Below are 19,283 nucleotides of genomic sequence, written 5' to 3'. Positions count from 1 at the left end.
CCGCCCACGTCAAGGCCAAGGAAGATGCCAAGGTCGCCAAGACCGCCGCCGATCCCGGCAAGGACAGCGCCCAAAAAGCCGAAGTCAAAAAAGACGCCAACGCCGAAAAACGCGAAGCCGAGTACAAAGCGGCCAAAGAGCGCTGCGATGCCCTGACCGGCGCCGCCAAGGACACCTGCCAGAACGACGCCAAGGTCAAATACGGCATGAAGTAATACGACGCCGCGTCAGCGGCGCCCGCAGGGGTGAACAACCCCCTCAGGAAAATCCCGGCCATGCACCCGCATGCCGGGATTTTTCGCTTCCGGCGCCGTCTTGCCCAAGGGCGGCGCTGGGGCAAGGAAGCCGCGCCTGCGGCGTTTGCGGACGCACTCTTAAAATGAGTGCTCCGGGCGGCCGTACTGACCGCCCGCTCAATAACAAAGGTCCGCATGCTTGTTCAGGATGGTTTGCCCGCGCGGGAGCGCACGCCTGCGCTGCTGGTCATCATTCTCGGCATCGTCATGGCGGTGCTGGACGGCACCATCGTCAACCTGGCGCTGCCCGACATCACGCGCGAACTCAACGCCACGGCCGCGCAATCCATCTGGGTCATCAACGCCTACCAGGTCGCCACGCTGGCGCTGTTGCTGCCGCTGGCCTCGCTGGGCGACATCGTCGGCTACCGCCGCGTTTACCTGGTCGGCCTCTCGGTGTTCACGCTGGCTTCGGCGGCCTGCGCCATGGCCGATTCCCTGACCACGCTGGCCCTGGCGCGGGTCGTGCAGGGCCTGGGCGCGGCCGGCCTCATGAGCGTGAACACGGCGCTGGTGCGGCTCATCTACCCCAAGCACCTGCTGGGCCGCGGCATCGCCATCAACTCGCTGGTGGTGGCCACGGCCTCGGTGGCCGGGCCTTCCATTGCGGCCGCCGTCCTCTCCGTGGCCTCCTGGCCCTGGCTGTTCGCGCTCAACGTGCCCTTCGGCCTGCTGTCGGTGTGGCTGGGCCGCAAGGCCTTGCCCGAAAACCACGCCAAGGCCGCGGGCCGGCTGTCGCCGCTCGACGTGGTGCTCAACGCGCTGATGTTCGGCCTGGTGTTCCTGGGCGTCGACGGCCTGGGCGTTCGCATCGAAACCGTGCCCGGCGCGGGTGCCGGCTCGTTGTGGGTGCCGCTGGCCGAACTCGCGGCGGGCATCGTCATCGGCATCATTTACGTGCGGCGCCAGCTGGCGCAACCGCTACCGCTGTTCCCGCTGGACCTGCTGCGCATTCCCGTCTTCGCGCTGTCCATGGGCACCTCGATAGGCGCCTTCTGCGCGCAGACGCTGGCCTATGTCAGCCTGCCTTTCCTGCTGCTGGGCACTTACGGCTTCAGCCACCTGCAGGCCGGGCTGCTGATGACGGCCTGGCCGCTGGCCATTGTGGTGACCTCGCCGCTCGTGGGGCGGCTGATAGGGCGCCATTCAGGCGGCGTGCTGGGTGGCATCGGCATGGCCTTCCTGGCGCTGGGCCTGATTTTTCTGGCGGTGTTGCCGGCGCATCCGTCCCAGCTCGACATCGTCTGGCGCATGGCTTTGTGCGGCATCGGTTACGGCCTGTTCCAGTCGCCCAACAACCACACCATCATCACTTCGGCGCCGCCGCATCGCAGCGGCGGCGCCAGCGGCATGCTGGGCACGGCGCGGCTGACCGGCCAGACGCTGGGCGCGGTCTTGCTGGCAATGATTTTTGCGATGTTCGACCCACAGGGCGGCCACGGTTCGTTTGTGGCGCTGTGGCTGGCGGCCGGCTTCGCGGCGGTAGCGGGTGTTTGCAGCGCGCTGCGGATGCGGCAGGTTTAGGAGCGGGACACCGCTGCGGCCTGCTGGATGCTCTGCAGCGTGACGCGGCCCAGGGGCTTGCCCTCCGCGTCCACAATCGCGGCCTCATTCGCGCCGGCGTCCAGCATGGCCGACAGCGCATCGCGCAGCGGCGTCGCGGCCGGCAGGCGCGGTGCATTGGCGGCCGGCGTGCCGCTTTCCACATAGGGGCCGGCCGTCAGCAGGGCCAACCGTTTGAGTGAGCGGTCGCCGCCCACAAAGGCCTCGACAAACGCGTCGGCCGGGTGCGCGAGTATGCGTTCGGGCGTGTCGTACTGCACCACCTTGCCGCTGCGCAGAATCGCGATGCGCGAGCCCATGCGGATGGCTTCGTCGATGTCGTGCGTGACGAACACAATGGTTTTTCCGAGCTCGCGCAGGATGCGCAGGAACTCGTCCTGCAGGCGCGCGCGGGTGATCGGGTCTATGGCGCCGAAGGGCTCGTCCATCAGCATCACCGGCGGGTCCGCCGCCAGTGCGCGTGCCACGCCTATGCGCTGCTTCTGCCCGCCCGAGAGTTCGCGCGGAAAGCGGTTGCGGTAAACCGACGGGTCCATGTGCACCAGCGCCAGCAACTCGTCCACACGTTTGGCGATGCGGGCGGCATCCCAGCCCAGCATTTTGGGCACGGTGGCCACGTTCTCGCCGATCGTCATGTGCGGGAACAGGCCCACCTGCTGGATCACGTAGCCGATGGAGCGGCGCAGCTCCACCGCGTCCATCTTGGTGACGTCGCGCCCGCCGACTTCGATGCGGCCCGAATCGGGTTCGACCATGCGGTTGATCATGCGCATGGTGGTGGTCTTGCCGCAGCCTGACGGGCCGATCAGCACGCAGATCTCGCCGGTGTTGACGGTGAGCGACAGCCCGTCGACGGCCGACTGGGCGCTGCCGCCGAAGGACTTGGTGAGGCGGTCGAGTGTGATCATGCGCGAAGCCCTTGGGGAGTCATGCGGCGCTGCAGCGCGCCAAAAAGAAAATCGGTGCCCAGCGCCAGCAGCGCCACCGGGATGGCGCCCACCAGCAGCTGGGGAACGGCCATCATGGCGATGCCCGCGGTGATGAAGTCGCCCAGCCCGCCGCCGCCTATGAAGGCGGCCAGCACGGCGCCGGAAATGATCTGCACCGCGGCGGTGCGCAGGCCCGCGAAGATGACCGGCATGGCCATGGGCAGCTCGACCTGCCACAGCAGCGACGCGCGCGTCATGCCCATGCCGATGGCGGCGTCCACCGCATCTGCGTCCACGCCGCGCATGCCGACGATGGTGTGCGTCACGATGGGCGGCAACGCGATCAGCGTGAGGGCGAAGAGGGCGGGCGTAAAACCGGTTCCCAAGATCGGCATCACCAGCGCCAGCACGGCCAGCGAGGGCAGGGTGCGCCCGACGTTGGCGACATTGACGACGGCCAGTGAGAGAGCATTTTTCCGCGCGACGGCAATGCCCGCCGGGATGCAGATCAGCGCGGCAATCAGCAGCGCCGAGGCCGACAGCGCGACGTGCACGCCCAGCGCGCGGTAAAACTGCGCGGGATGGGAAAGGACATAGTTCCAGGCGTCGGCAAGCATCAGGGCCTCTTGGGTTTCAGGCTGCGCGCCGGTTCTTCAGGCGCTGCTCCAGCAGCGCGAGCAGCATGTCGACGACGACGGACAGCGCGCAAACGGTCAGCGCGCCGGTCCAGATCTTGGCCGGGTGGTCGCTGGCGATGCCGTTGAAAATCAGCGTGCCCAGCCCGCCCGCGTTCACATAGGCGGCGACCACCGTCACGCTGATCACGGTGACGGCCGAGACGCGCAGGCCGGCCACGATCAGGGGCAGGGCCAGCGGCAACTCGATGCGCCGCATGATCTGCGCCTTGTTCATGCCCATGCCGCGCGCCGCGTCGATGATGTCGGCCGGCACTTCGCGTATGCCGGTGGCCACGCTACGGATCAAAATCATCAGCGAGAACGCGACCATGGTGATGATGGCGTTGGTGCGGCCCAGGCCCACCACGGGAATCAGGAAGGCGAGGAAGGCCAGCGTCGGGATGGTGTACAGAAAACCCGAGACCGTCATGACGGTGGCGTAGAGTTTTTCACGCCGGGCGGCGATGACGCCAATCACCAGCGACAGCGCGAAGGCAATCACCAGTGCCGTGAGCGAAATCGCGATGTGCTCCCACAAGGCGTAGGCCACGTCGGTCCAGTTGCGCAGGAACCAGGTCATGCTGCGCCCCGGTGAGCAGCTTCAGCGCCGAAGACACCCGCGGCGATGGCGCCGTGGATACGGTCTATGTCGGGGCCCAGCGGGCGGTCTTCGTCCAGCATGGGGACCAGCTTGCGCACCTGCGCAAAAGTGCGCCGGGTGCCTTCGCCCATCTGGCTGATGTCGAGCTCGCGCAGGTCCACCGCCTGGGCGGCGACCAGCAGTTCAATCGCGATCAGGTAGCGCACGCGCTCCACCAGCTCGCCGAGTTTTTCCGCCACACCCAGCGCCATGCAGGCATGGTCTTCCAGCGCTTCGGACACCGGCAGGTAATCAAGCGAACCCGGGTTGGCGCGCAAGCGCACCTCGGCCCAGAGCGCGGTCAGGGTTTTCTGCACCGTGGCAAAACCCGAATGGGCCGGGCCGTGGCGCGTGAGCTGCAGCGGCAGGCCGGTGAGCGCGGGCGACATGAAACGCTGGCTGCGCGACACCGACATGCTGGCGGCTTGTGCCAGCGCAATCGCCGAGGCGTCCAGCGCCAATGCCAGCGCCGGCACGTGGAAGTTGCCGTTGGAGAGCATCACGCCCTCTTCAGCCAGCACCAGCGGGCTGTCGGCCGCGCTGTTGAGTTCAATCTCGACCTGCGCGCAGGCCGCGTCCACCATGTCGCGCGCGGCGCCGTGCACCTGGGGCACCACGCGCATGGACACCGGGTCCTGCACGCGGCGCGCCGCGCCCGGCTCCAGCAGGGCGCTGCCCTTGAGCAGTTCGCGCAGCTGGCGCGCCACCTCGACCTGGCCGGCGGCCGGCCGGGCCGCCACCGCGCCGGGGTGCAGCGGCGAGAGGTTGGCCCGGAAGCCTTCATAGCCCAGCGCCACGGCGGCCAGCCAGGCGTCCAGCGCCACATTGGCGTCATGCAAGACGAGTGCGGCACGCGCCGTGGTGGCCGCATTGGAACTGATCAGCGCCAGGCCATCCTTGGCGCCCAGCGTCACCGGTTGCAGGCCCGCGCGTTCCAGCGCGGCGGCGCCGTTCAAAATTTCACCGCGCACCTCGGCCTGGCCTTCGCCGAACAGCGGCAAGGCCAGGTGGGAGAGCTGGGGCAGGTCGGCCACACCGATGGAGCCGAAGCGCGGCACCACCGGGTGGACCTGGAAATTCAGCATCGCGATGCAGGCGTCCAGCACCGCGGGCGAGACGCCCGAACCTCCGCGCGACATGCCGGCGATGCGCGCGAACTGCATGGCGCGCACCGAGGCTTTGTCATAGGCCGGGCCCACGGCCACGGCCCGGGCGCGCACGGCGCGGCGCTGGTAGTCTTCCAGGTCGCCTTCAGCCAGCACCGCGCCGGTGTTGGCACCCAGTGCGGAATTGAGGCCGTAGATGGCTTGGCCGGAGGTGGCCAGCCGCATGACCAGTTCGCGCGCGGCGACCACACGCTCACGCGCCTTGGGCGCCAGCGACACGGGTTCGCCGCTGCGCGCCACGCGCACCACATCCTGGATACCCAGCCATTGCTCCCCGACCGCTAGTGTCATGGCGTAAAAACTTTCACGGTGAAGGTACGGGGAAGCGTCGGAAGAGAAGTATTACTTGACCAGTCCCTTGGACTTCAGGAAGTCGCGGGCCACGTCCTTGGGTTCGAGCTTGTCGCCGTCGACCTGGTAGTTCATCTGGGCCATGGAGGTTTCGTCGAGCAGGGCGCTCACGCGGTTCAGGACTTCGCCGATCTTCGGGTTGGCGTCCAGTGCTTCCTTGCGGATCACGGGCACGACGAAGTACGGAGGCCACAGGCTCTTGTCGTCGCGCAGGCGTTTGAGCTTGAGCGCGCTGATCATGCCGTCGGTGGAGTAGCCGTTGACGACCTGGATCTGGTCGTTCTTCAGCGCCTGGTAGCGCAGGCCGATCGCCATCTGCAGGTCTTCACCGAAGACCATGTCGTACTTCGCCTTCAGGCCCGGCAGGCCGTCCTTGCGGTCACGGAACTCGGGGCCGGCGCCGACTTTCAAATCCTTGGCGGCCCTGGCCAGGTCGGACAGGGTTTCCAGCTTGAGCTTTTGCGCGGTGTCGGCGCGCACCACCATCACGTAGCCGTTGTTCAGGTTGGACTGGTTCAGCACCACAAAGCCCATCTTGGCGTAGCCTTCCTTGACCTTGTCGTACACCGCCTTGGCATCCGTCATGGGTTCCTGCTTGAGAACGGCCAGCAGCATGGTGCCGGTGTATTCAGGGTAGAAGTCGATCTGCTTTTCTTCCATCGCCTTCTGGGCGATCAGCGTGCCGCCCAGGTTGAGCTTTTTCTCGGTCTTGATGCCGGCGGCTTCCAGCGCCTGCGCATAGATTTCGGCGAGCACGAACTGCTCGGTGAAGTTTTTGGAGCCGACGCGCACGGCCTGCTGGGCGTGTGAGGCGAGCGGTGCGAAGGCGGCCAGCGCGAATGCGGACAGGGCCAAAAGTTTGCTGATCTTCATGGTGATCTCCGGATGAAACTGAAACAAGGAATCTTCTGGCCTGTTGCATGCACATCCCGTGCCTGGAAAACCGCGCCATCGTGGTGCTTCCAGCGCCCCAACTTGTATATACAACCTAATAATAGTAGCATATGGAAATAGCGTGTGCAAGACGGAAAATCACCCGGTGATAGCTGTTTTCCGCATAAACAAAACAACAACCGGAAGCCTCCTCCGCGTGTCTTTTCTTCCTTCAGTCTCCCTCCTCAAAGCCAGCGTGCCCGGCGCCATGGTGTGCGTGGTCATCGCGCTGGCGGCGACTTTCCTGTCCGAGCATTACGGTGGCCCGCAACTGCTCTACGCGCTGCTGATAGGCCTGGCCTTCCACTTCCTCAACAGCAATCCCAAGGTCAAGACCGGTGTCGATTTTTGCGGCCGCACCTTGCTGCGTGTCGGCGTGGCCCTGCTGGGCGCGCGCATCACGCTGACGCAGGTCGCCAAACTCGGTGTGGAGACGGCGCTGGTGATCGTGGTGGCGGTGGCGCTCACCATCCTGTTCGGCCTGTTGCTCGCGAAGTGGCTCAAACGCCCGCGTGAAGAAGGTGTGCTCTCGGGTGGCGCGGTCGCCATCTGCGGCGCCTCCGCCGCGCTGGCGATTTCGTCCGTGCTGCCGCAGACCAAGGAGAACGAGCGTTTCACCTTGCTGGCCGTGGTCGGCGTCACGGTGCTCTCCACCTTGAGCATGATTCTTTACCCCTTCGCCCTCAAGCTCATAGGCCTGGCGCCCGCGCAGGGCGGCATCTTCCTGGGCGGCACCATCCATGACGTGGCGCAGGTGGTGGCGGCCGGCATGATGCTGGGTCCCGAGGTCGGCGACACGGCCACTGTCGTCAAGCTGTTCCGCGTGATGCTGCTGATGCCCATCGTGCTGCTGATCGCCATCAGCTACCGCAAGCACCCCGACGCCAAGGCAGTGGAAGAAGAAGTTCCTCTGGTGCCCGGCTTCCTGCTGGCCTTCATCGTGCTGGTGCTGCTGGCCACCATAGGCGCTTTCACGCCGGCCATGACGCAGGCCGCCAGCGACACCTCGCGCTGGTTTCTGGTCACGGCCATCGCGGCCGCCGGCATCAAGACCAGTTTTGAGGACCTCATGAAACTGGGCTGGCAGCCCGTGGCCATGCTGGTGGGCGAGACGGTGTTTATCGCCGCGCTGGTGCTGGGCGCGGTGATCGTGTTCCGGTTGGGGCTGTAGAAAAAGTCAGGCAGTCGGGGCCTGCAGCCCCGCCGCGCGGTGCACTTCCACGCGTATCTCCTCGGTCAGCCGCGCCTTGAGCTCGGTGAACACCGGCGTGGTCTTGACCGAGTAGTGGCGCGGGTGCGCCAGCGGCACGGGGATGTCGCACTTGATGCGGCCGGGCCGGGCGCTCATCACCACCACTCGGTTGCCCATGAAGATGGCTTCGTCGATGTCGTGCGTCACAAAGAGCACGGTCTTCTGCTCGGCTTCCCAGATGCCTTGCAGCAGCTCCTGCATCAGCTCGCGCGTCTGGTGGTCCAGCGCGCCGAAGGGCTCGTCCATCAGCAGGATGCGCGGGTTGTTGGCCAGTGCGCGTGCCAATGCGGTGCGCTGCTGCATGCCGCCTGAAAGCTGCTTGGGGAAATGGTTTTCAAAACCCTGCAGCCCGACCTTCTTGATGAACTGGTGTGCGATATCGAGTTGCGCATCGAGCGCCATGCCTTTTTCACGCAGGCCGAAGCAGACGTTCTGCAAAATGCTGAGCCAGGGAAACAGCGTGTAGCTCTGGAACACCATGCCGCGGTCCGCGCCCGGGCCCGCGATGGGCTTGCCGTCCAGCACGATGGAGCCGCTGGTGGGCGTATCGAGCCCCGCCACCATGCGCAGCAGGGTGGACTTGCCGCAGCCCGAGGGGCCGAGGATGGTGATGAAGTCGTTTTCGGCAACGCTCAGGTCTGTGGCCTGCAATGCCACCGTGCCTGCGCCTTTGTGGGCGGTGAAGGTTTTCGACAGCTGGGTGACGGTCAGGATGGGATTGGAAGAAGTCATCGGCCTAACTGTGCCCACGGGAAAAGTTTACGGTTCAGCGCCTTGAAGGCCAGGTCGGTGACCAGGCCGAAGACACCGATCACGATGATGCCGAAGATGATCTGGTCGGTCGCCAGCAGGGCCTGGCTGTCGGTGATCATGTGGCCAATGCCGCTCGATGCGCCTATCAGCTCCGCGACGATCACATAGGTCCAGGCCCAGCCCAGCACCATGCGCAGTGTCTCGGCGATCTCGGGCGCGGCGCTGGGCAGCAGCACGCGCACCACGATGCCGCGGTCAGCCGCGCCCAGCGTGTAGGCCGCCTCCACCAGGTCGCGCCGCGTGTTGCCCACGCTCACGGCAATCATCAACACCAGCTGGAAGAAGGAACCGATAAAAATCACCGAGAGCTTCTGCGCCTCGCCGATGCCGGCCCAGAGGATCAGCAGCGGAATGAAAGCCGACGCGGGCAGGTAGCGCGCAAAGCTCACAAAGGGTTCAAAAAAAGCCTCGACCGGTTTGTAGGCGCCCATCATCACGCCCAACGGCACGGCCAGCAATGCGGCAATCGCAAAGCCGCCCAGCACCCGCCAGACCGTCATGCCGATGTCCTTGGCAAAGCCCTGGTTGGCCAGCAGGTCGTAGCCCGACCTCACCATGGTGATGGGGTCGGCCAGAAAGGTCTTGGAGACGTAGCCGCCCAGCGTGAAGATGGCCCACACGACGAAGAACAGAACGAAGAAGCTCACGCCCAGCGCGATGCGCGCGCCGGGCGAGACGGGTTGCAGGGGCCGCATGCAGTCGCCGGCTTACTTGAGGAATTTTGTGTCAGCCAGCTTGCCCATGTCGGGCAGCGACTTGATGATGCCCGCTTCCATCAGCAGGTCGGCGGCTTCCTTGCTGAAAGCGGCGTGTTCACCGGCAAAGAACTTCTGGTTGGCCGCGCGGTCCTGCCAGCGCAGGTATTTGGACGAGGCTTCAAAGGCTTCGCCGGTCTGCTTCACGTCGGCGCCCATGATCTCGAAGCTTTTCTTCGGCTCTTTCTGGATCATCTCGACGGCGTCGAAGTAGCTGTCGGCCAGTGCCTTGGCGGCCTTGGGGTTTTCGCTCAGGAACTTGGGCGTGCAGCCGAAGGTGTCCATCACCATGGGGTAGTCCAGCGTGGTGGCGATGATCTTGCCGGCTTCCGGCTTGGCGCGCACCGCGCCCAGGTAGGGCTCATAGGTCATCGCGGCATCGACACCGTCGGTGCCGGCGATCATCGCGTTGGCCGCGGCCTGCGGCTCCAGGTTGACGACCTTCACGTCCTTGGTGCTCATGCCGTTTTTCTTCAGCATCCAGGCCAGGGCGAAGTAGGGGGAGGTGCCGGGCGCGCTCGCGGCGACGGTCTTGCCCTTGAGGTCGGTGATTTTGGTGATGCCGGGTTTCACCACCATGCCGTCGGCGCCGTAGCTTTTGTCGAGCTGGAAGATCTGCGTGGTGGCCACGCCGTTGGCGTTCCACACCACCCAGGTTTCCACCGTGGTGGCGGCGCACTGCACGTCACCCGAGGCAATCGCGAGGTGGCGGTCTTTTTGCGGGATCTTCTTGATGGAAACGTCGAGTCCGTTCTTCTTGAAGATGCCGGCTTCCTTGGCCAGGGTCAACGGGGCAAAACCCGTCCAGCCCGAAATGCCGATGGCGACCTTGGTCTCCTGTGCGTGGGCGGCGCCCATGGCCAAGGCGGATGCTGCGGCCAGCAGGGAGATGACGAGTTGCTGTTTCATGAATAGGCTCCTGTGTGGATAGAGATAGCGATGTAGGTATCGCTAATGTATGCAGGCTTCATGCCAGCCGCAAGGCGGTTAACTCGGTGATTTGGGCTTCTCCGGCCAGGCCTATGCGCCCGCCCGCCACCAATTGGTGCACCCGTTCCATGTCGGGTGCGAGGCTGCGGTCATGCATCATGGCCGGCGAGGCTTTGCGCACCAGTTGCAACACGCCCTCCAGCACGGCGGAACTCTTGAGCGGGCGCAAAAATTCAATGCCCTGCGCGGCGGCCAGCAGCTCGATGGCGACGATGTATTCGGTGTTGCGCAGCATGGGCTGCAGGCGGCGCGCCGCGAAGGTCGCCATGCTCACATGGTCTTCCTGGTTGGCCGAGGTGGGCAGGCTGTCGACGCTGGCGGGGTGGGCCAGCGATTTGTTTTCGGAGGCCAGCGCGGCGGCGGTCACGTGCACGATCATGAAGCCGGAATTCAGGCCCGGCTCAGGCGTGAGGAAAGCCGGCAGGCGCGAGGCCACGGTGTCGACCAGCATGGCGATGCGGCGTTCGGTGATGGCGCCGATTTCGGCGATGGCGACGGCCAGCGCGTCGCAGGCCAGCGCGACCGGCTCCGCATGGAAGTTGCCACCGGAGAGAAGTGTCTCGTCTTCAGCAAACACCAGCGGGTTGTCGGTCACGGCATTGGCTTCGCGCATCAGCACCTGTGTGGCGTAGCGCATCTGGTCCAGGCAGGCGCCCATGACCTGCGGCTGGCAGCGCAGGCAATACGGGTCCTGCACGCGGTCGTCGCCTTCCAGGTGCGAGCGGCGGATTTCACTGCCCGCCATGATGGCGCGGTAAGCGGCGGCGCAATCGATCTGGCCCGGCTGGCCGCGCACCGCGTGGATGCGCGGGTCAAAGGGGCCGTCGCTGCCGCGCGCGGCGTCCAGCGTGACGGCGCCTGAAATCACAGCCGCTTCAAACAGCCGGTCGGTGGCCAGCAGCGCGTCCAGCGCGAGCGCGGTCGAGACCTGCGTGCCGTTGATCAGCGCCAGGCCTTCCTTGGCCGACAGCTTCACCGGTGTGAGGGACGCCTGCTTGAGCGCGTCGGCGGCAGCGATCCGCTTGCCCTCGTAAAACACCTCGCCTTCGCCTATCAGCGGGAGGCACAAATGGGCCAGCGGCGCGAGGTCGCCCGAGGCGCCCACCGAACCCTGGCAGGGAATCACCGGCGTCAGGCCCTTGTTGTACAGCGCCATCAGCATGTCGATGACAACTTCGCGCACGCCGGAGTAGCCGCGCGCCAGGCTTGCCGCCTTGAGCAACAGCACCAGGCGCACCACGCGCTCGGGCATGGGCTCGCCCACGCCCACGGCATGTGAGCGCAGCAGGTTGAGCTGCAGCGTTTCCAGGTCGGCCTGCGCGATGCGCTGGTTGGCCAGCTTGCCGAAACCGGTGTTGACGCCGTACACGGCCTCGCCACCCTGCGCGGCTTTTTGCACCAGCGCGGCGCTGGCGCGAATGCCGGCCGTGGCGGAAGGGTCTATCGCCAGCGTTTGCGCCGTGGTGTGGATGTCGCGCAACTGCGCCAGGGTCAGCCGGCCGGGTTCAATGGTGAGGGTCATGGTGTTGCCAACGATAAGAAAAGAAGAGAGAAACCGGGCTTACTCGGGCTTGATGTTTTTCTGCCGTATCACCTCGGTCCAGCGCACAGTGTCGGCCTGGATGGCGGCGGCCAGCTCGGCGGGTTTGCCGGTGGCGGCGTCCATGCCCAGCGCGGCCAGCTTTTCCTTGAGTTCGGGCCGCGCGAAGAGCTTGACGGTCTCCGTATTGAGTTTGTCGACGACGGTGCGCGGCGTGCCGGCCGGCACCATGAGCGCATACCAGGACACCGCCTCGAAACGCGGCAGGCCTTGCTCGGCAATCGTCGGCGTCTCGGGCATCAGGGGTGAGCGCTTGAGGCTGGCGACGCCCAGCGCGCGCAGCTTGCCGCTCTTGATGTGCGGCAGCACCGAGGACATCTGCGCGAACATCATGCTGACCTGGCCGCCCAGCAAATCATTGAGCGCCGGGCCTATGCCCTTGTAGGGCACGTGCAGCAGCTGCACGCCGCTGTTCAGCGCCAGCAACTCGCCGGCCAGGTGCGCCTGGCTGCCGGCGCCCGGCGAGGCAAAGCTGACGCTGTCGGGTTTCAGCGCGGCCAGCGCGAGCAGTTCCTTGACGTTTCGCGCCGGCACGGCGGCGTTGACCACCAGCACGTTTTCCACCGTGGCCAGCATGGTGACGGGCGCGAGGTCGGCGGCCTTGTAGGGCAGGCCGGGATAGAGCGCGGGATTGACCGCGATATTGCCCAGCGGGACGATGGCCAGCGTGTAGCCATCGGGCGCTGCCTTGGCCGCCAGGTCAATGCCAATGTTGCCGGCGGCGCCGATTTTGTTGTCGACCACGGCCGGCTGGCCCATGGATTCGGCGAGGCCTTGCGCCAGCACGCGGCCCAGCACGTCGACAGGCCCGCCGGGCGGGAAGGGTGCGATGACGTGCAGCGGTTTGGAGGGATAAGCCTGGGCGGCGGCACCGAAGGAGGCGGCCGCGAGCAGCAAGGCCAGCCATGTGGACCGCGTGAAGAAAAAATGTTTCATCAGAGGTCGTCCAGTGCGGGCGCGGGCCCGCCGTCCATGGCCGCCAGCGGCAGGTAGTCCGCGGGATCGGGAAAAGCAAACCCCGCGAGCAGCAGGCGCTGCATCAGCGGTGCGAGTTCCGGTGCATCGGCCGTGGCCTGCAAAGCCGCGCGCACTTTGGCCAGCGTCTCCTCGGGCAAATCGGCGGTGGCCACCAGCGGCGGAATCGGCAAGGCCGTCGTGCTGGCGATGGTGCGCACCTGCGCGGCAAACGCCGGGTCGTGCGCCTTGAGCAGGTCGTGGTAATAGCTGTCGAGCGGGCCGGCGTCGATGCGGCCGTCGGCCAGGGCGGTGATCACGCCGCGCGCATTGACCAGTTCACCCACGGCCTTGCGGTACAGGCGCGAACCTTTCGCCTCGCGGTAGGGTGCCAGGTGATGCCGCAGCGCCACGCCGCCCGACATGGAGTCGGCCAGCGTGTAGCCGATCACGCCGCCGAAGGTGTCTTCCAGGCTGCGGTAGGGCGCATCGGCGCGCACCACGATGTCGGTGAAGTACACCGGCTTGCCGCCGTAGCGGGCCGGCGAGGGAATCGGCGCGGCGACCAGCGTGGGCCGCTCGCCGCGTTGCGCAAAGGGCAGGCCGCACATCATCGCCAGGCCCAGGTCATTGCGCGCCCACAGCACCGACAGCGGCGCGGGTGCGTCGTAGTCGATGAGGTCCCAATGCAGGCCCGCGCGTATCAACACCCAGGCCAGCAAGGTCTTCCAGTCGGCCTTGACGGAGGGCGTGGCCGAGTACATGCGGGCGTTGGCCAGCAGCGCCTGCGCGGTCTGTGAGGTGCTGATGGCGTCCATGCTGCCTGCCTGCTTCAGCGAAAGCGCAGCTTCTGGCCCAGGCCCATGCGCTTGGCTTTTTCCAGCATGAAGGCGCCCAGCGCGATGTCCGACAGCGACAGGCCGCGGTGCCAGAACAGGTTGGTTTCGTCGTCGCTTTCGCGGCCGGGCTTGAGGCCCGCGACGATCTGGCCCAGTTCGGCGTGCAGCGTGGCTTCCGACAGCTTGCCGGCGTCCACATGGGCGCGCAGCGCGCCCAGCGGGCCGGCCTTGGCCTGGCCCCAGTCGTCCATCACCATCTTGTCCATGATGTCGGTCAGCGAGAGTTCGACCGCGCTCATGGTGCCGTAGGGAATCACGCAAGCGCCTTTTTTGATCCACTCGGTCTTCAGCATGGGCGTGGGCTTTTCCAGTCGCGAGGCCTCGACCACGATGTCGGCGCCGCGCACGCAGGACTCCCAGTCCTCCGTCACGATGATTTTTTTGCCCAGGTCTTTTTCGAGTTTGGCGGCAAAGGCGTTGCGGCTTTCTGGCCGGCGCGAATGCACGCGGATTTCGTCGAAGTCGTAGATCGAGTCGAGCAGGCGCACGTTCCAGTAGGAGGTGCCGCGCGCGCCTATGTGGCCCAGGATTTTCGAGTTCTTGCGCGCCAGGTGCTTGGCGCCCAGCGCGGTGATGGCGCCGGTGCGCATGTCGGTGATGTCCGAGGCGTCGATGATGGCGATGGGCGAGCCGTTTTTCGGGTCGAACAGGTTGAGCACGGCCAGCTCCGAAGGCAGGCCCTGCTCGTAGTTCTTGTAGAAGTCGCCCACCACCTTCACGCCGGCCAGGCCCAGCGGGCGTATGTAGCCGCGCAGCACGTTGAAGTGGCCGGGGTAGTCTTTTTCCGGCACCAGGTGCATGCGCGGTTCTATCGTCGTCTGCTTGTTGCCCTGTGCATGCAGGGCCTGCTCGACAGCGGCGATGATCTCGGCGTCGGTCAGGGCCAGGGCCTGGACGTCGGGGTGGTTCAGGTAGGTGAGATAAATCTCTGCGGTGCTATCGGACATGTGTTTCAGCTTCCTATCATGGGCAGGTTCAGCCCGTTGTCTCTGGCGCTTTGTTTCGCGATGTCGTACCCCGCATCGGCATGGCGCATCACGCCGGTGGCCGGGTCGTTGAACAGCACGCGGGCTAATTTTTCGGAGGCTTCGGCCGTGCCGTCGCAGACGATGACCACGCCCGAATGTTGCGAATAACCCATGCCGACGCCGCCGCCATGGTGCAGGCTGACCCAGGTCGCGCCGCTGGCGGTGTTGAGCAGGGCGTTGAGCAACGGCCAGTCGCTCACGGCATCGCTGCCGTCCTTCATGGCCTCGGTCTCGCGGTTGGGCGAGGCGACGGAGCCGCTGTCCAGGTGGTCGCGGCCGATCACGATGGGGCCCTTGAGCTCGCCGCTCTTGACCATTTCGTTGAAAGCCAGGCCCGCGATGTGGCGCTCGCCCAGGCCTATCCAGCAGATGCGTGCCGGCAGGCCCTGGAAGGCGATGCGCTCTTCGGCCATGTCCAGCCAGCGGTGCAGGTGTTTGTTGTCGGGGAAGAGTTCTTTCATCTTCGCGTCAGTCTTCTTGATGTCTTCCGGGTCGCCCGAGAGCGCCACCCAGCGGAAAGGGCCCACGCCGCGGCAGAACAGCGGGCGGATGTAGGCCGGCACGAAGCCGGGGTAGTCAAAGGCGTTGTCCACGCCGAAGTCTTTCGCGACCTGGCGCAGGTTGTTGCCGTAGTCCACCGTGGGGATGCCCATTTCGTGGAAGGCCAGCATGGCCTTGACGTGGACCACGCAGGATTCGCCGGCGGCCTTTGTCAGCGCGGCATGCTGGGCGGGGTCTTTCTGCGCGGCCTTCCATTGCGCGACCGTCCAGCCCATCGGCAGGTAGCCGTTGATGATGTCGTGCGCCGAAGTCTGGTCGGTCACGATGTCGGGGCGCAGGCCGCCGGCCTGGGCGCGCCTGGCGAGTTCGGGCACGATCTCGGCCGCATTGCCGCACAGCGCGATGGAGACGGCCTCCTTGCGCGAGGTGTGGTGCTGGATCATCTCCAGCGCTTCGTCAAGGTCCTTGGCCTGCTTGTCGACGTAACGGGTGCGCAGGCGGAAGTCGATGCTGGACTGCTGGCACTCGATGTTGAGCGAACAGGCGCCGGCAAAGGTGGCGGCCAGCGGCTGCGCGCCGCCCATGCCGCCCAGGCCCGCGGTCAGCACCCAGCGGCCGGCCAGGTCGCCGTTGAAATGCTGGCGGCCCGCTTCCACAAAGGTTTCATACGTGCCCTGCACGATGCCCTGGGTGCCGATGTAAATCCAGCTGCCGGCCGTCATCTGGCCGTACATCATCAGGCCGGCGCGGTCCAGCTCGTTGAAATGTTCCCAAGTGGCCCACTTGGGCACCAGGTTGGAATTGGCGATCAGCACGCGCGGCGCGCCCGTGTGGGTGCGGAACACGCCCACCGGCTTGCCCGACTGCACCAGCAGGGTTTCGTCGGCTTTCAGCTTGCGCAGCGAATCGAGGATGGCGTCAAAGGCCGGCCAGTTGCGGGCGGCCTTGCCGATGCCGCCGTAGACCACGAGTTCGTCGGGGTTTTCGGCGACTTCCGGGTCCAGGTTGTTCTGGATCATGCGGTAGGCCGCCTCGATCTGCCAGTTGGCGCAGCTCAGCGTGCTGCCGCGCGGTGCCCGCACCGGGCGGGCCTTGCTGTCAAGAAAGGGTGTTTGGGAAAGATCGGACATGGGGCTGCTCCGGGAATAAAAACAAAAACTTTCCGGACGTTTTTGCCAAAGGACTGAAAGGACGGGAATAAGGGCCGGGAAAAAACCAGGCGGGGGTGACTGGTGTAAATCGTAGTTGTCTATACAACTTGTGTCAACTGGCGTAAGCTACGCTTTGTGCGCAAGAATCTGTAAAGGGCCGCAAGGGCCTGCCTGCGGCTTTTTGCGGTGACAATGATTTTTTCTTAAATCCGCCAACATTGCGCTGAACCCCATGGCCACCACCCCACTGCCTGCCTACGGCCAGGTCAAGGCATTCATCAAGAAACGCATCAGCGCCGGCACCTGGAAGCCCGGCGACCCGGTGCCCAGCGAATCCGTGCTGATGGAGCAGTTCGGCGTGAGCCGCATGACGGTGAACCGCGCGCTGCGCGAATTGATGGGCGAGGGCATGGTCACGCGCATCCAGGGCTCCGGCACCTTCGTCGCCGAGCTGCACCGCATCTCCTCCACGCTGACCATCCGTGACATCCACGAGGAAGTCGTTGAGCGCGGCCATATCCACACCTCGCGCGTGCTGCTGGCCGAATCCGAAAAAGCCAGCGCCGACCTGGCGCGCACGCTGGGCCTGCGCCCGGGCGGCCGGGTGTTCCACACCATCCTGATCCACCTGGAGAACGGCGTGCCCATCCAGTACGAAGACCGCTACGTCAACCCGGCGGCCGCGCCGCACTACCTGGAAACCGATTTCAGCGAAACCACGCCCACCCACCACCTGCTGGCCGAAGCCCCGCTGACGGAAGCCAGTTATTCGATTGAAGCCTGCCTGCCTTCTGCGCTGGAGGCCAAACACCTCGAAATCAAACTCGGCGAAGCCTGCCTGGCCATGATGCGGCGCACCGTGAGCGGCGCCAACATTGCGAGTGTGGCGCGCCTGGTGTATCCCGGCTCGCGCTACAGCTTTGCGGGGAAGTTTCAGGCATGAGACCGCCGTGCCGTCCCAAGGGCTCGTACCGCAGCGCAGCAGCGCGGAGGTTTTCTCAATGAGCTGGAATATTGTGCAGCTGGCCGACATCCCCGCCACGCCATGGCGCAACGGCGGCGGCGTCACGCGCGAGCTGGCCATGTGGCCTGACGCGGGTGACTGGGCCTGGCGCATGTCGGTGGCCGACGTCGACCAAAGCGGGCCCTTCTCGAAGTTCGAGGGCATAGAGCGCTGGTTCGCCGTGCTGGAAGGCGCCGGCGTGCAGCTCGACGTGGCGGGCGTGCCGCATCGCATGACGGCCGGTGACGCGCCGCTGTTCTTCGACGGTGGCGCCGCCACTGGCTGCGAATTGATCAACGGCAAGACGCGGGATTTCAACCTCATGGTGCGCAGGGGGCCCAAGCCTTCACGCATGCTGCGTGTCGACGGGCGTTTTTCAGAAACGCTGGGTGACGGGACCACGATCGCCGTGTATGCGCACGCCTCGGCCGCAACCGTGCTGTTTGACGAAGAGCCTCTGCAGCTGCCCCCCGCCACTTTGGCCTGGCGCACGGTAACGGGCAGCGCCGCGGTGCGCATCGCCGCTCAGCAAGCCCTCTGGATGGAGATTCCCGCATGAGCCTGCAAGTCTGGACGAATTGCAATGCCGCCACGCTGCTGGCTGGCGCATCGCAGCCCTATGGATTGATCGAAGATGCCGCATTGGTGGTCGATGGCGAGACCATCGCCTGGGTCGGCCCGCGCGCTGAGCTGCCGGTGGAGTTGCTGGCGCGCTGCACCGCGCAGCATGACGCGGGCGGCGCACTGATCACCCCGGGCCTGATCGATTGCCACACCCATTTGGTCTATGGCGGCGACCGTGCCCATGAATTCGAGTTGCGCCTCAATGGCGCGAGCTATGAAGAGATCGCCCGCGCCGGCGGCGGCATCGCGTCCACCGTCAAGGCCACGCGCGCCGCCAGCGCGCAGCAACTGCAGGCACAAAGCGCTCCCAGGCTCAAGCAATTGATCAGCGAAGGCGTGACCACGCTGGAGATCAAGTCCGGCTACGGCCTGGCGCTGGAGCATGAACGCAAGACGCTCTCGGTGGCGCGCGCGCTGGCGCAAAGCCATGCGGTGGACATCCGCACGACTTTCCTGGGCGCGCATGCCGTGCCCGCCGAATTCGCCGGCCGCACCGATGCCTATGTCGATGCGGTGCTTGAGATGCTGCCGCTGCTGCACGCCGAAGGCCTGGTCGATGCGGTCGACGCCTTTTGCGAACGCATTGCCTTCAGCACCGCGCAGACCGAACGTGTGTTTGCCGCAGCGAAAGCGCTGGGCATTCCCGTCAAGCTGCATGCTGAACAACTGAGCGACAGCGGCGGCTCGCAGCTCGCGGCGCGTTACGGCGCCATCAGCTGTGACCACCTTGAATGGCTGTCGCCCGAAGGCGCACGGGCCATGGCGGCGGCGGGCACGGTGGCGGTGCTGTTGCCCGGCGCGTTCTACTTTTTGCGTGAAACCAAATTGCCGCCCGTGGCCCTGCTGCGCGAGCAGCGCGTGCCCATGGCGATCTCCACCGACTGCAACCCGGGCAGCTCGCCCTGCACCTCGCTGCTGTTGATGCTCAACATGGCTTGCACGCTGTTTCGCCTGACGCCTGAAGAGGCGCTGGCCGGTGTTACGCGCCACGCGGCGGCCGCGCTGGGCCTGCGCGACCGCGGTGTGCTGGCAGAGGGAAAACGCGCCGACTTTGTGCTGTGGGGCGTGCAGCGGCCGGCCGAGTTGAGTTACGCCCTGGGCGCCAACCCGCGCCAACAGACCGTCTTCAGAGGCCGGCTGGTATGAATGTTGCTGCAC

At 65.8% G+C, this 19,283-nt stretch carries 18 protein-coding genes and 1 pseudogene; 6 read left to right on the top strand and 13 right to left on the bottom strand.

From position 1 onward, the window contains the following. Positions 1-215 (top strand): annotated as a pseudogene (locus ACLV8F_RS08385) (hypothetical protein); the annotation flags it as partial. Positions 216-431: 216 nt separating this feature from the next. Beyond that, on the top strand, positions 432-1,820 hold the full coding sequence (locus tag ACLV8F_RS08380; RefSeq protein WP_411883774.1) for an MFS transporter: 1,389 nt from the start codon (positions 432-434) through the stop codon (positions 1,818-1,820). Here ACLV8F_RS08380 and ACLV8F_RS08375 read toward each other — a convergent pair. Genes ACLV8F_RS08375 through ACLV8F_RS08355 form a run of 5 tightly spaced genes read right to left on the bottom strand, consistent with a single transcriptional unit; the run spans position 1,817 to position 6,495 of the window. Then, a complete protein-coding gene (locus tag ACLV8F_RS08375; RefSeq protein ID WP_411883773.1) occupies positions 1,817-2,767 on the bottom strand; it encodes an ABC transporter ATP-binding protein in 951 nt (316 codons plus the stop codon). The genes ACLV8F_RS08380 and ACLV8F_RS08375 overlap by 4 nt on opposite strands. Then, a complete protein-coding gene (locus ACLV8F_RS08370) occupies positions 2,764-3,405 on the bottom strand; it encodes an ABC transporter permease (RefSeq protein WP_411883772.1) in 642 nt (213 codons plus the stop codon). The genes ACLV8F_RS08375 and ACLV8F_RS08370 overlap by 4 nt, the downstream gene beginning before the upstream one ends. Before the next feature lie 16 nt (positions 3,406-3,421). Further along, positions 3,422-4,045, bottom strand: coding sequence for an ABC transporter permease (locus tag ACLV8F_RS08365; RefSeq protein WP_411883771.1), 624 nt, complete (start codon positions 4,043-4,045; stop codon positions 3,422-3,424). Then, a complete protein-coding gene (gene hutH, locus ACLV8F_RS08360; protein ID WP_411883770.1) occupies positions 4,042-5,562 on the bottom strand; it encodes an HAL/PAL/TAL family ammonia-lyase in 1,521 nt (506 codons plus the stop codon). Before hutH (ACLV8F_RS08360) ends, ACLV8F_RS08365 begins: the two co-directional genes overlap by 4 nt. Positions 5,563-5,613: 51 nt before the next feature. Next, positions 5,614-6,495: a glycine betaine ABC transporter substrate-binding protein gene (locus ACLV8F_RS08355; RefSeq protein ID WP_411878671.1), complete on the bottom strand. Its 882-nt coding sequence runs from the start codon at positions 6,493-6,495 to the stop codon at positions 5,614-5,616. A gap of 268 nt (positions 6,496-6,763) precedes the next feature. Between ACLV8F_RS08355 and ACLV8F_RS08350 the strand changes: the two genes are divergently transcribed. After that, the gene (locus ACLV8F_RS08350) at positions 6,764-7,726 is read left to right on the top strand and encodes a YeiH family protein (RefSeq protein ID WP_411883779.1); all 963 of its coding nucleotides are present in this window, start codon (positions 6,764-6,766) and stop codon (positions 7,724-7,726) included. 6 nt (positions 7,727-7,732) lie between these two features. Here ACLV8F_RS08350 and ACLV8F_RS08345 read toward each other — a convergent pair whose 3' ends face one another. The 8 genes from ACLV8F_RS08345 to hutU are packed head-to-tail and all read right to left on the bottom strand — an operon-like array spanning position 7,733 to position 16,477. After that, positions 7,733-8,539 carry an ABC transporter ATP-binding protein gene (locus ACLV8F_RS08345; protein ID WP_411883769.1) on the bottom strand — a complete coding sequence of 269 codons (807 nt, stop codon included), beginning with the start codon at positions 8,537-8,539 and terminating at the stop codon, positions 7,733-7,735. Next, positions 8,536-9,315, bottom strand: coding sequence for an ABC transporter permease (locus ACLV8F_RS08340; RefSeq protein WP_411883768.1), 780 nt, complete (start codon positions 9,313-9,315; stop codon positions 8,536-8,538). Before ACLV8F_RS08340 ends, ACLV8F_RS08345 begins: the two co-directional genes overlap by 4 nt. A gap of 12 nt (positions 9,316-9,327) precedes the next feature. Further along, positions 9,328-10,284 (bottom strand): ABC transporter substrate-binding protein, encoded by a 957-nt coding sequence (locus tag ACLV8F_RS08335; RefSeq protein WP_411883767.1) that lies wholly within the window; start codon positions 10,282-10,284, stop codon positions 9,328-9,330. Positions 10,285-10,342: 58 nt separating this feature from the next. Then, the gene (hutH, locus tag ACLV8F_RS08330) at positions 10,343-11,887 is read right to left on the bottom strand and encodes a histidine ammonia-lyase (RefSeq protein ID WP_411883766.1); all 1,545 of its coding nucleotides are present in this window, start codon (positions 11,885-11,887) and stop codon (positions 10,343-10,345) included. 39 nt (positions 11,888-11,926) lie between these two features. Next, complete coding sequence (locus ACLV8F_RS08325; protein WP_411883765.1) at positions 11,927-12,901, bottom strand: tripartite tricarboxylate transporter substrate binding protein; 975 nt, start codon at positions 12,899-12,901, stop codon at positions 11,927-11,929. Further along, complete coding sequence (locus ACLV8F_RS08320) at positions 12,901-13,737, bottom strand: phosphate/phosphite/phosphonate ABC transporter substrate-binding protein (protein WP_411883764.1); 837 nt, start codon at positions 13,735-13,737, stop codon at positions 12,901-12,903. Before ACLV8F_RS08320 ends, ACLV8F_RS08325 begins: the two co-directional genes overlap by 1 nt. 14 nt (positions 13,738-13,751) lie before the next feature. Next, a complete protein-coding gene (locus ACLV8F_RS08315; protein ID WP_411883763.1) occupies positions 13,752-14,765 on the bottom strand; it encodes an ornithine cyclodeaminase family protein in 1,014 nt (337 codons plus the stop codon). Between the two features lie 5 nt (positions 14,766-14,770). Further along, positions 14,771-16,477 carry a urocanate hydratase gene (gene hutU / locus ACLV8F_RS08310; protein ID WP_411883762.1) on the bottom strand — a complete coding sequence of 569 codons (1,707 nt, stop codon included), beginning with the start codon at positions 16,475-16,477 and terminating at the stop codon, positions 14,771-14,773. Positions 16,478-16,730: 253 nt separating this feature from the next. On the opposite strand from hutU, the gene hutC reads away from it, so the two are divergent. The 3 genes from hutC to hutI are packed head-to-tail and all read left to right on the top strand — an operon-like array spanning position 16,731 to position 19,271. Next, positions 16,731-17,441, top strand: a complete 711-nt coding sequence (hutC, locus tag ACLV8F_RS08305) for a histidine utilization repressor (RefSeq protein ID WP_411883761.1) — start codon at positions 16,731-16,733, stop codon at positions 17,439-17,441. Between the two features lie 58 nt (positions 17,442-17,499). Further along, the gene (locus ACLV8F_RS08300) at positions 17,500-18,060 is read left to right on the top strand and encodes a HutD family protein (RefSeq protein WP_411883760.1); all 561 of its coding nucleotides are present in this window, start codon (positions 17,500-17,502) and stop codon (positions 18,058-18,060) included. Continuing rightward, on the top strand, positions 18,057-19,271 hold the full coding sequence (hutI, locus tag ACLV8F_RS08295) for an imidazolonepropionase (RefSeq protein ID WP_411883759.1): 1,215 nt from the start codon (positions 18,057-18,059) through the stop codon (positions 19,269-19,271). Before ACLV8F_RS08300 ends, hutI begins: the two co-directional genes overlap by 4 nt. Positions 19,272-19,283: the final 12 nt, after the last annotated feature.

This window comes from Polaromonas sp. YR568 (assembly GCF_943369675.1).
Lineage (GTDB): Bacteria > Pseudomonadota > Gammaproteobacteria > Burkholderiales > Burkholderiaceae_C > Polaromonas.
Note: the sequence above shows the minus strand (reverse complement) of the source record. Positions and strands in the feature narration are given on the sequence as shown.

Bases quoted from the DNA above. Each gene is read 5' to 3' on its own strand.
- ACLV8F_RS08315 (WP_411883763.1), bottom strand. From the start codon at position 14,765: ATGTCCGATAGCACCGCAGAGATTTATCTCACCTACCTGAACCACCCC.
- ACLV8F_RS08345 (WP_411883769.1), bottom strand. From the start codon at position 8,539: ATGACTTCTTCCAATCCCATCCTGACCGTCACCCAGCTGTCGAAAACC.
- ACLV8F_RS08355 (WP_411878671.1), bottom strand. From the start codon at position 6,495: ATGAAGATCAGCAAACTTTTGGCCCTGTCCGCATTCGCGCTGGCCGCC.
- hutU (WP_411883762.1), bottom strand. From the start codon at position 16,477: ATGTCCGATCTTTCCCAAACACCCTTTCTTGACAGCAAGGCCCGCCCG.
- ACLV8F_RS08320 (WP_411883764.1), bottom strand. From the start codon at position 13,737: ATGGACGCCATCAGCACCTCACAGACCGCGCAGGCGCTGCTGGCCAAC.
- hutC (WP_411883761.1), top strand. From the start codon at position 16,731: ATGGCCACCACCCCACTGCCTGCCTACGGCCAGGTCAAGGCATTCATC.
- ACLV8F_RS08335 (WP_411883767.1), bottom strand. From the start codon at position 10,284: ATGAAACAGCAACTCGTCATCTCCCTGCTGGCCGCAGCATCCGCCTTG.
- ACLV8F_RS08350 (WP_411883779.1), top strand. From the start codon at position 6,764: ATGGTGTGCGTGGTCATCGCGCTGGCGGCGACTTTCCTGTCCGAGCAT.
- ACLV8F_RS08375 (WP_411883773.1), bottom strand. From the start codon at position 2,767: ATGATCACACTCGACCGCCTCACCAAGTCCTTCGGCGGCAGCGCCCAG.
- ACLV8F_RS08370 (WP_411883772.1), bottom strand. From the start codon at position 3,405: ATGCTTGCCGACGCCTGGAACTATGTCCTTTCCCATCCCGCGCAGTTT.
- hutI (WP_411883759.1), top strand. From the start codon at position 18,057: ATGAGCCTGCAAGTCTGGACGAATTGCAATGCCGCCACGCTGCTGGCT.
- ACLV8F_RS08365 (WP_411883771.1), bottom strand. From the start codon at position 4,045: ATGACCTGGTTCCTGCGCAACTGGACCGACGTGGCCTACGCCTTGTGG.
- hutH (WP_411883770.1), bottom strand. From the start codon at position 5,562: ATGACACTAGCGGTCGGGGAGCAATGGCTGGGTATCCAGGATGTGGTG.
- ACLV8F_RS08340 (WP_411883768.1), bottom strand. From the start codon at position 9,315: ATGCGGCCCCTGCAACCCGTCTCGCCCGGCGCGCGCATCGCGCTGGGC.
- hutH (WP_411883766.1), bottom strand. From the start codon at position 11,887: ATGACCCTCACCATTGAACCCGGCCGGCTGACCCTGGCGCAGTTGCGC.
- ACLV8F_RS08300 (WP_411883760.1), top strand. From the start codon at position 17,500: ATGAGCTGGAATATTGTGCAGCTGGCCGACATCCCCGCCACGCCATGG.
- ACLV8F_RS08325 (WP_411883765.1), bottom strand. From the start codon at position 12,901: ATGAAACATTTTTTCTTCACGCGGTCCACATGGCTGGCCTTGCTGCTC.
- ACLV8F_RS08380 (WP_411883774.1), top strand. From the start codon at position 432: ATGCTTGTTCAGGATGGTTTGCCCGCGCGGGAGCGCACGCCTGCGCTG.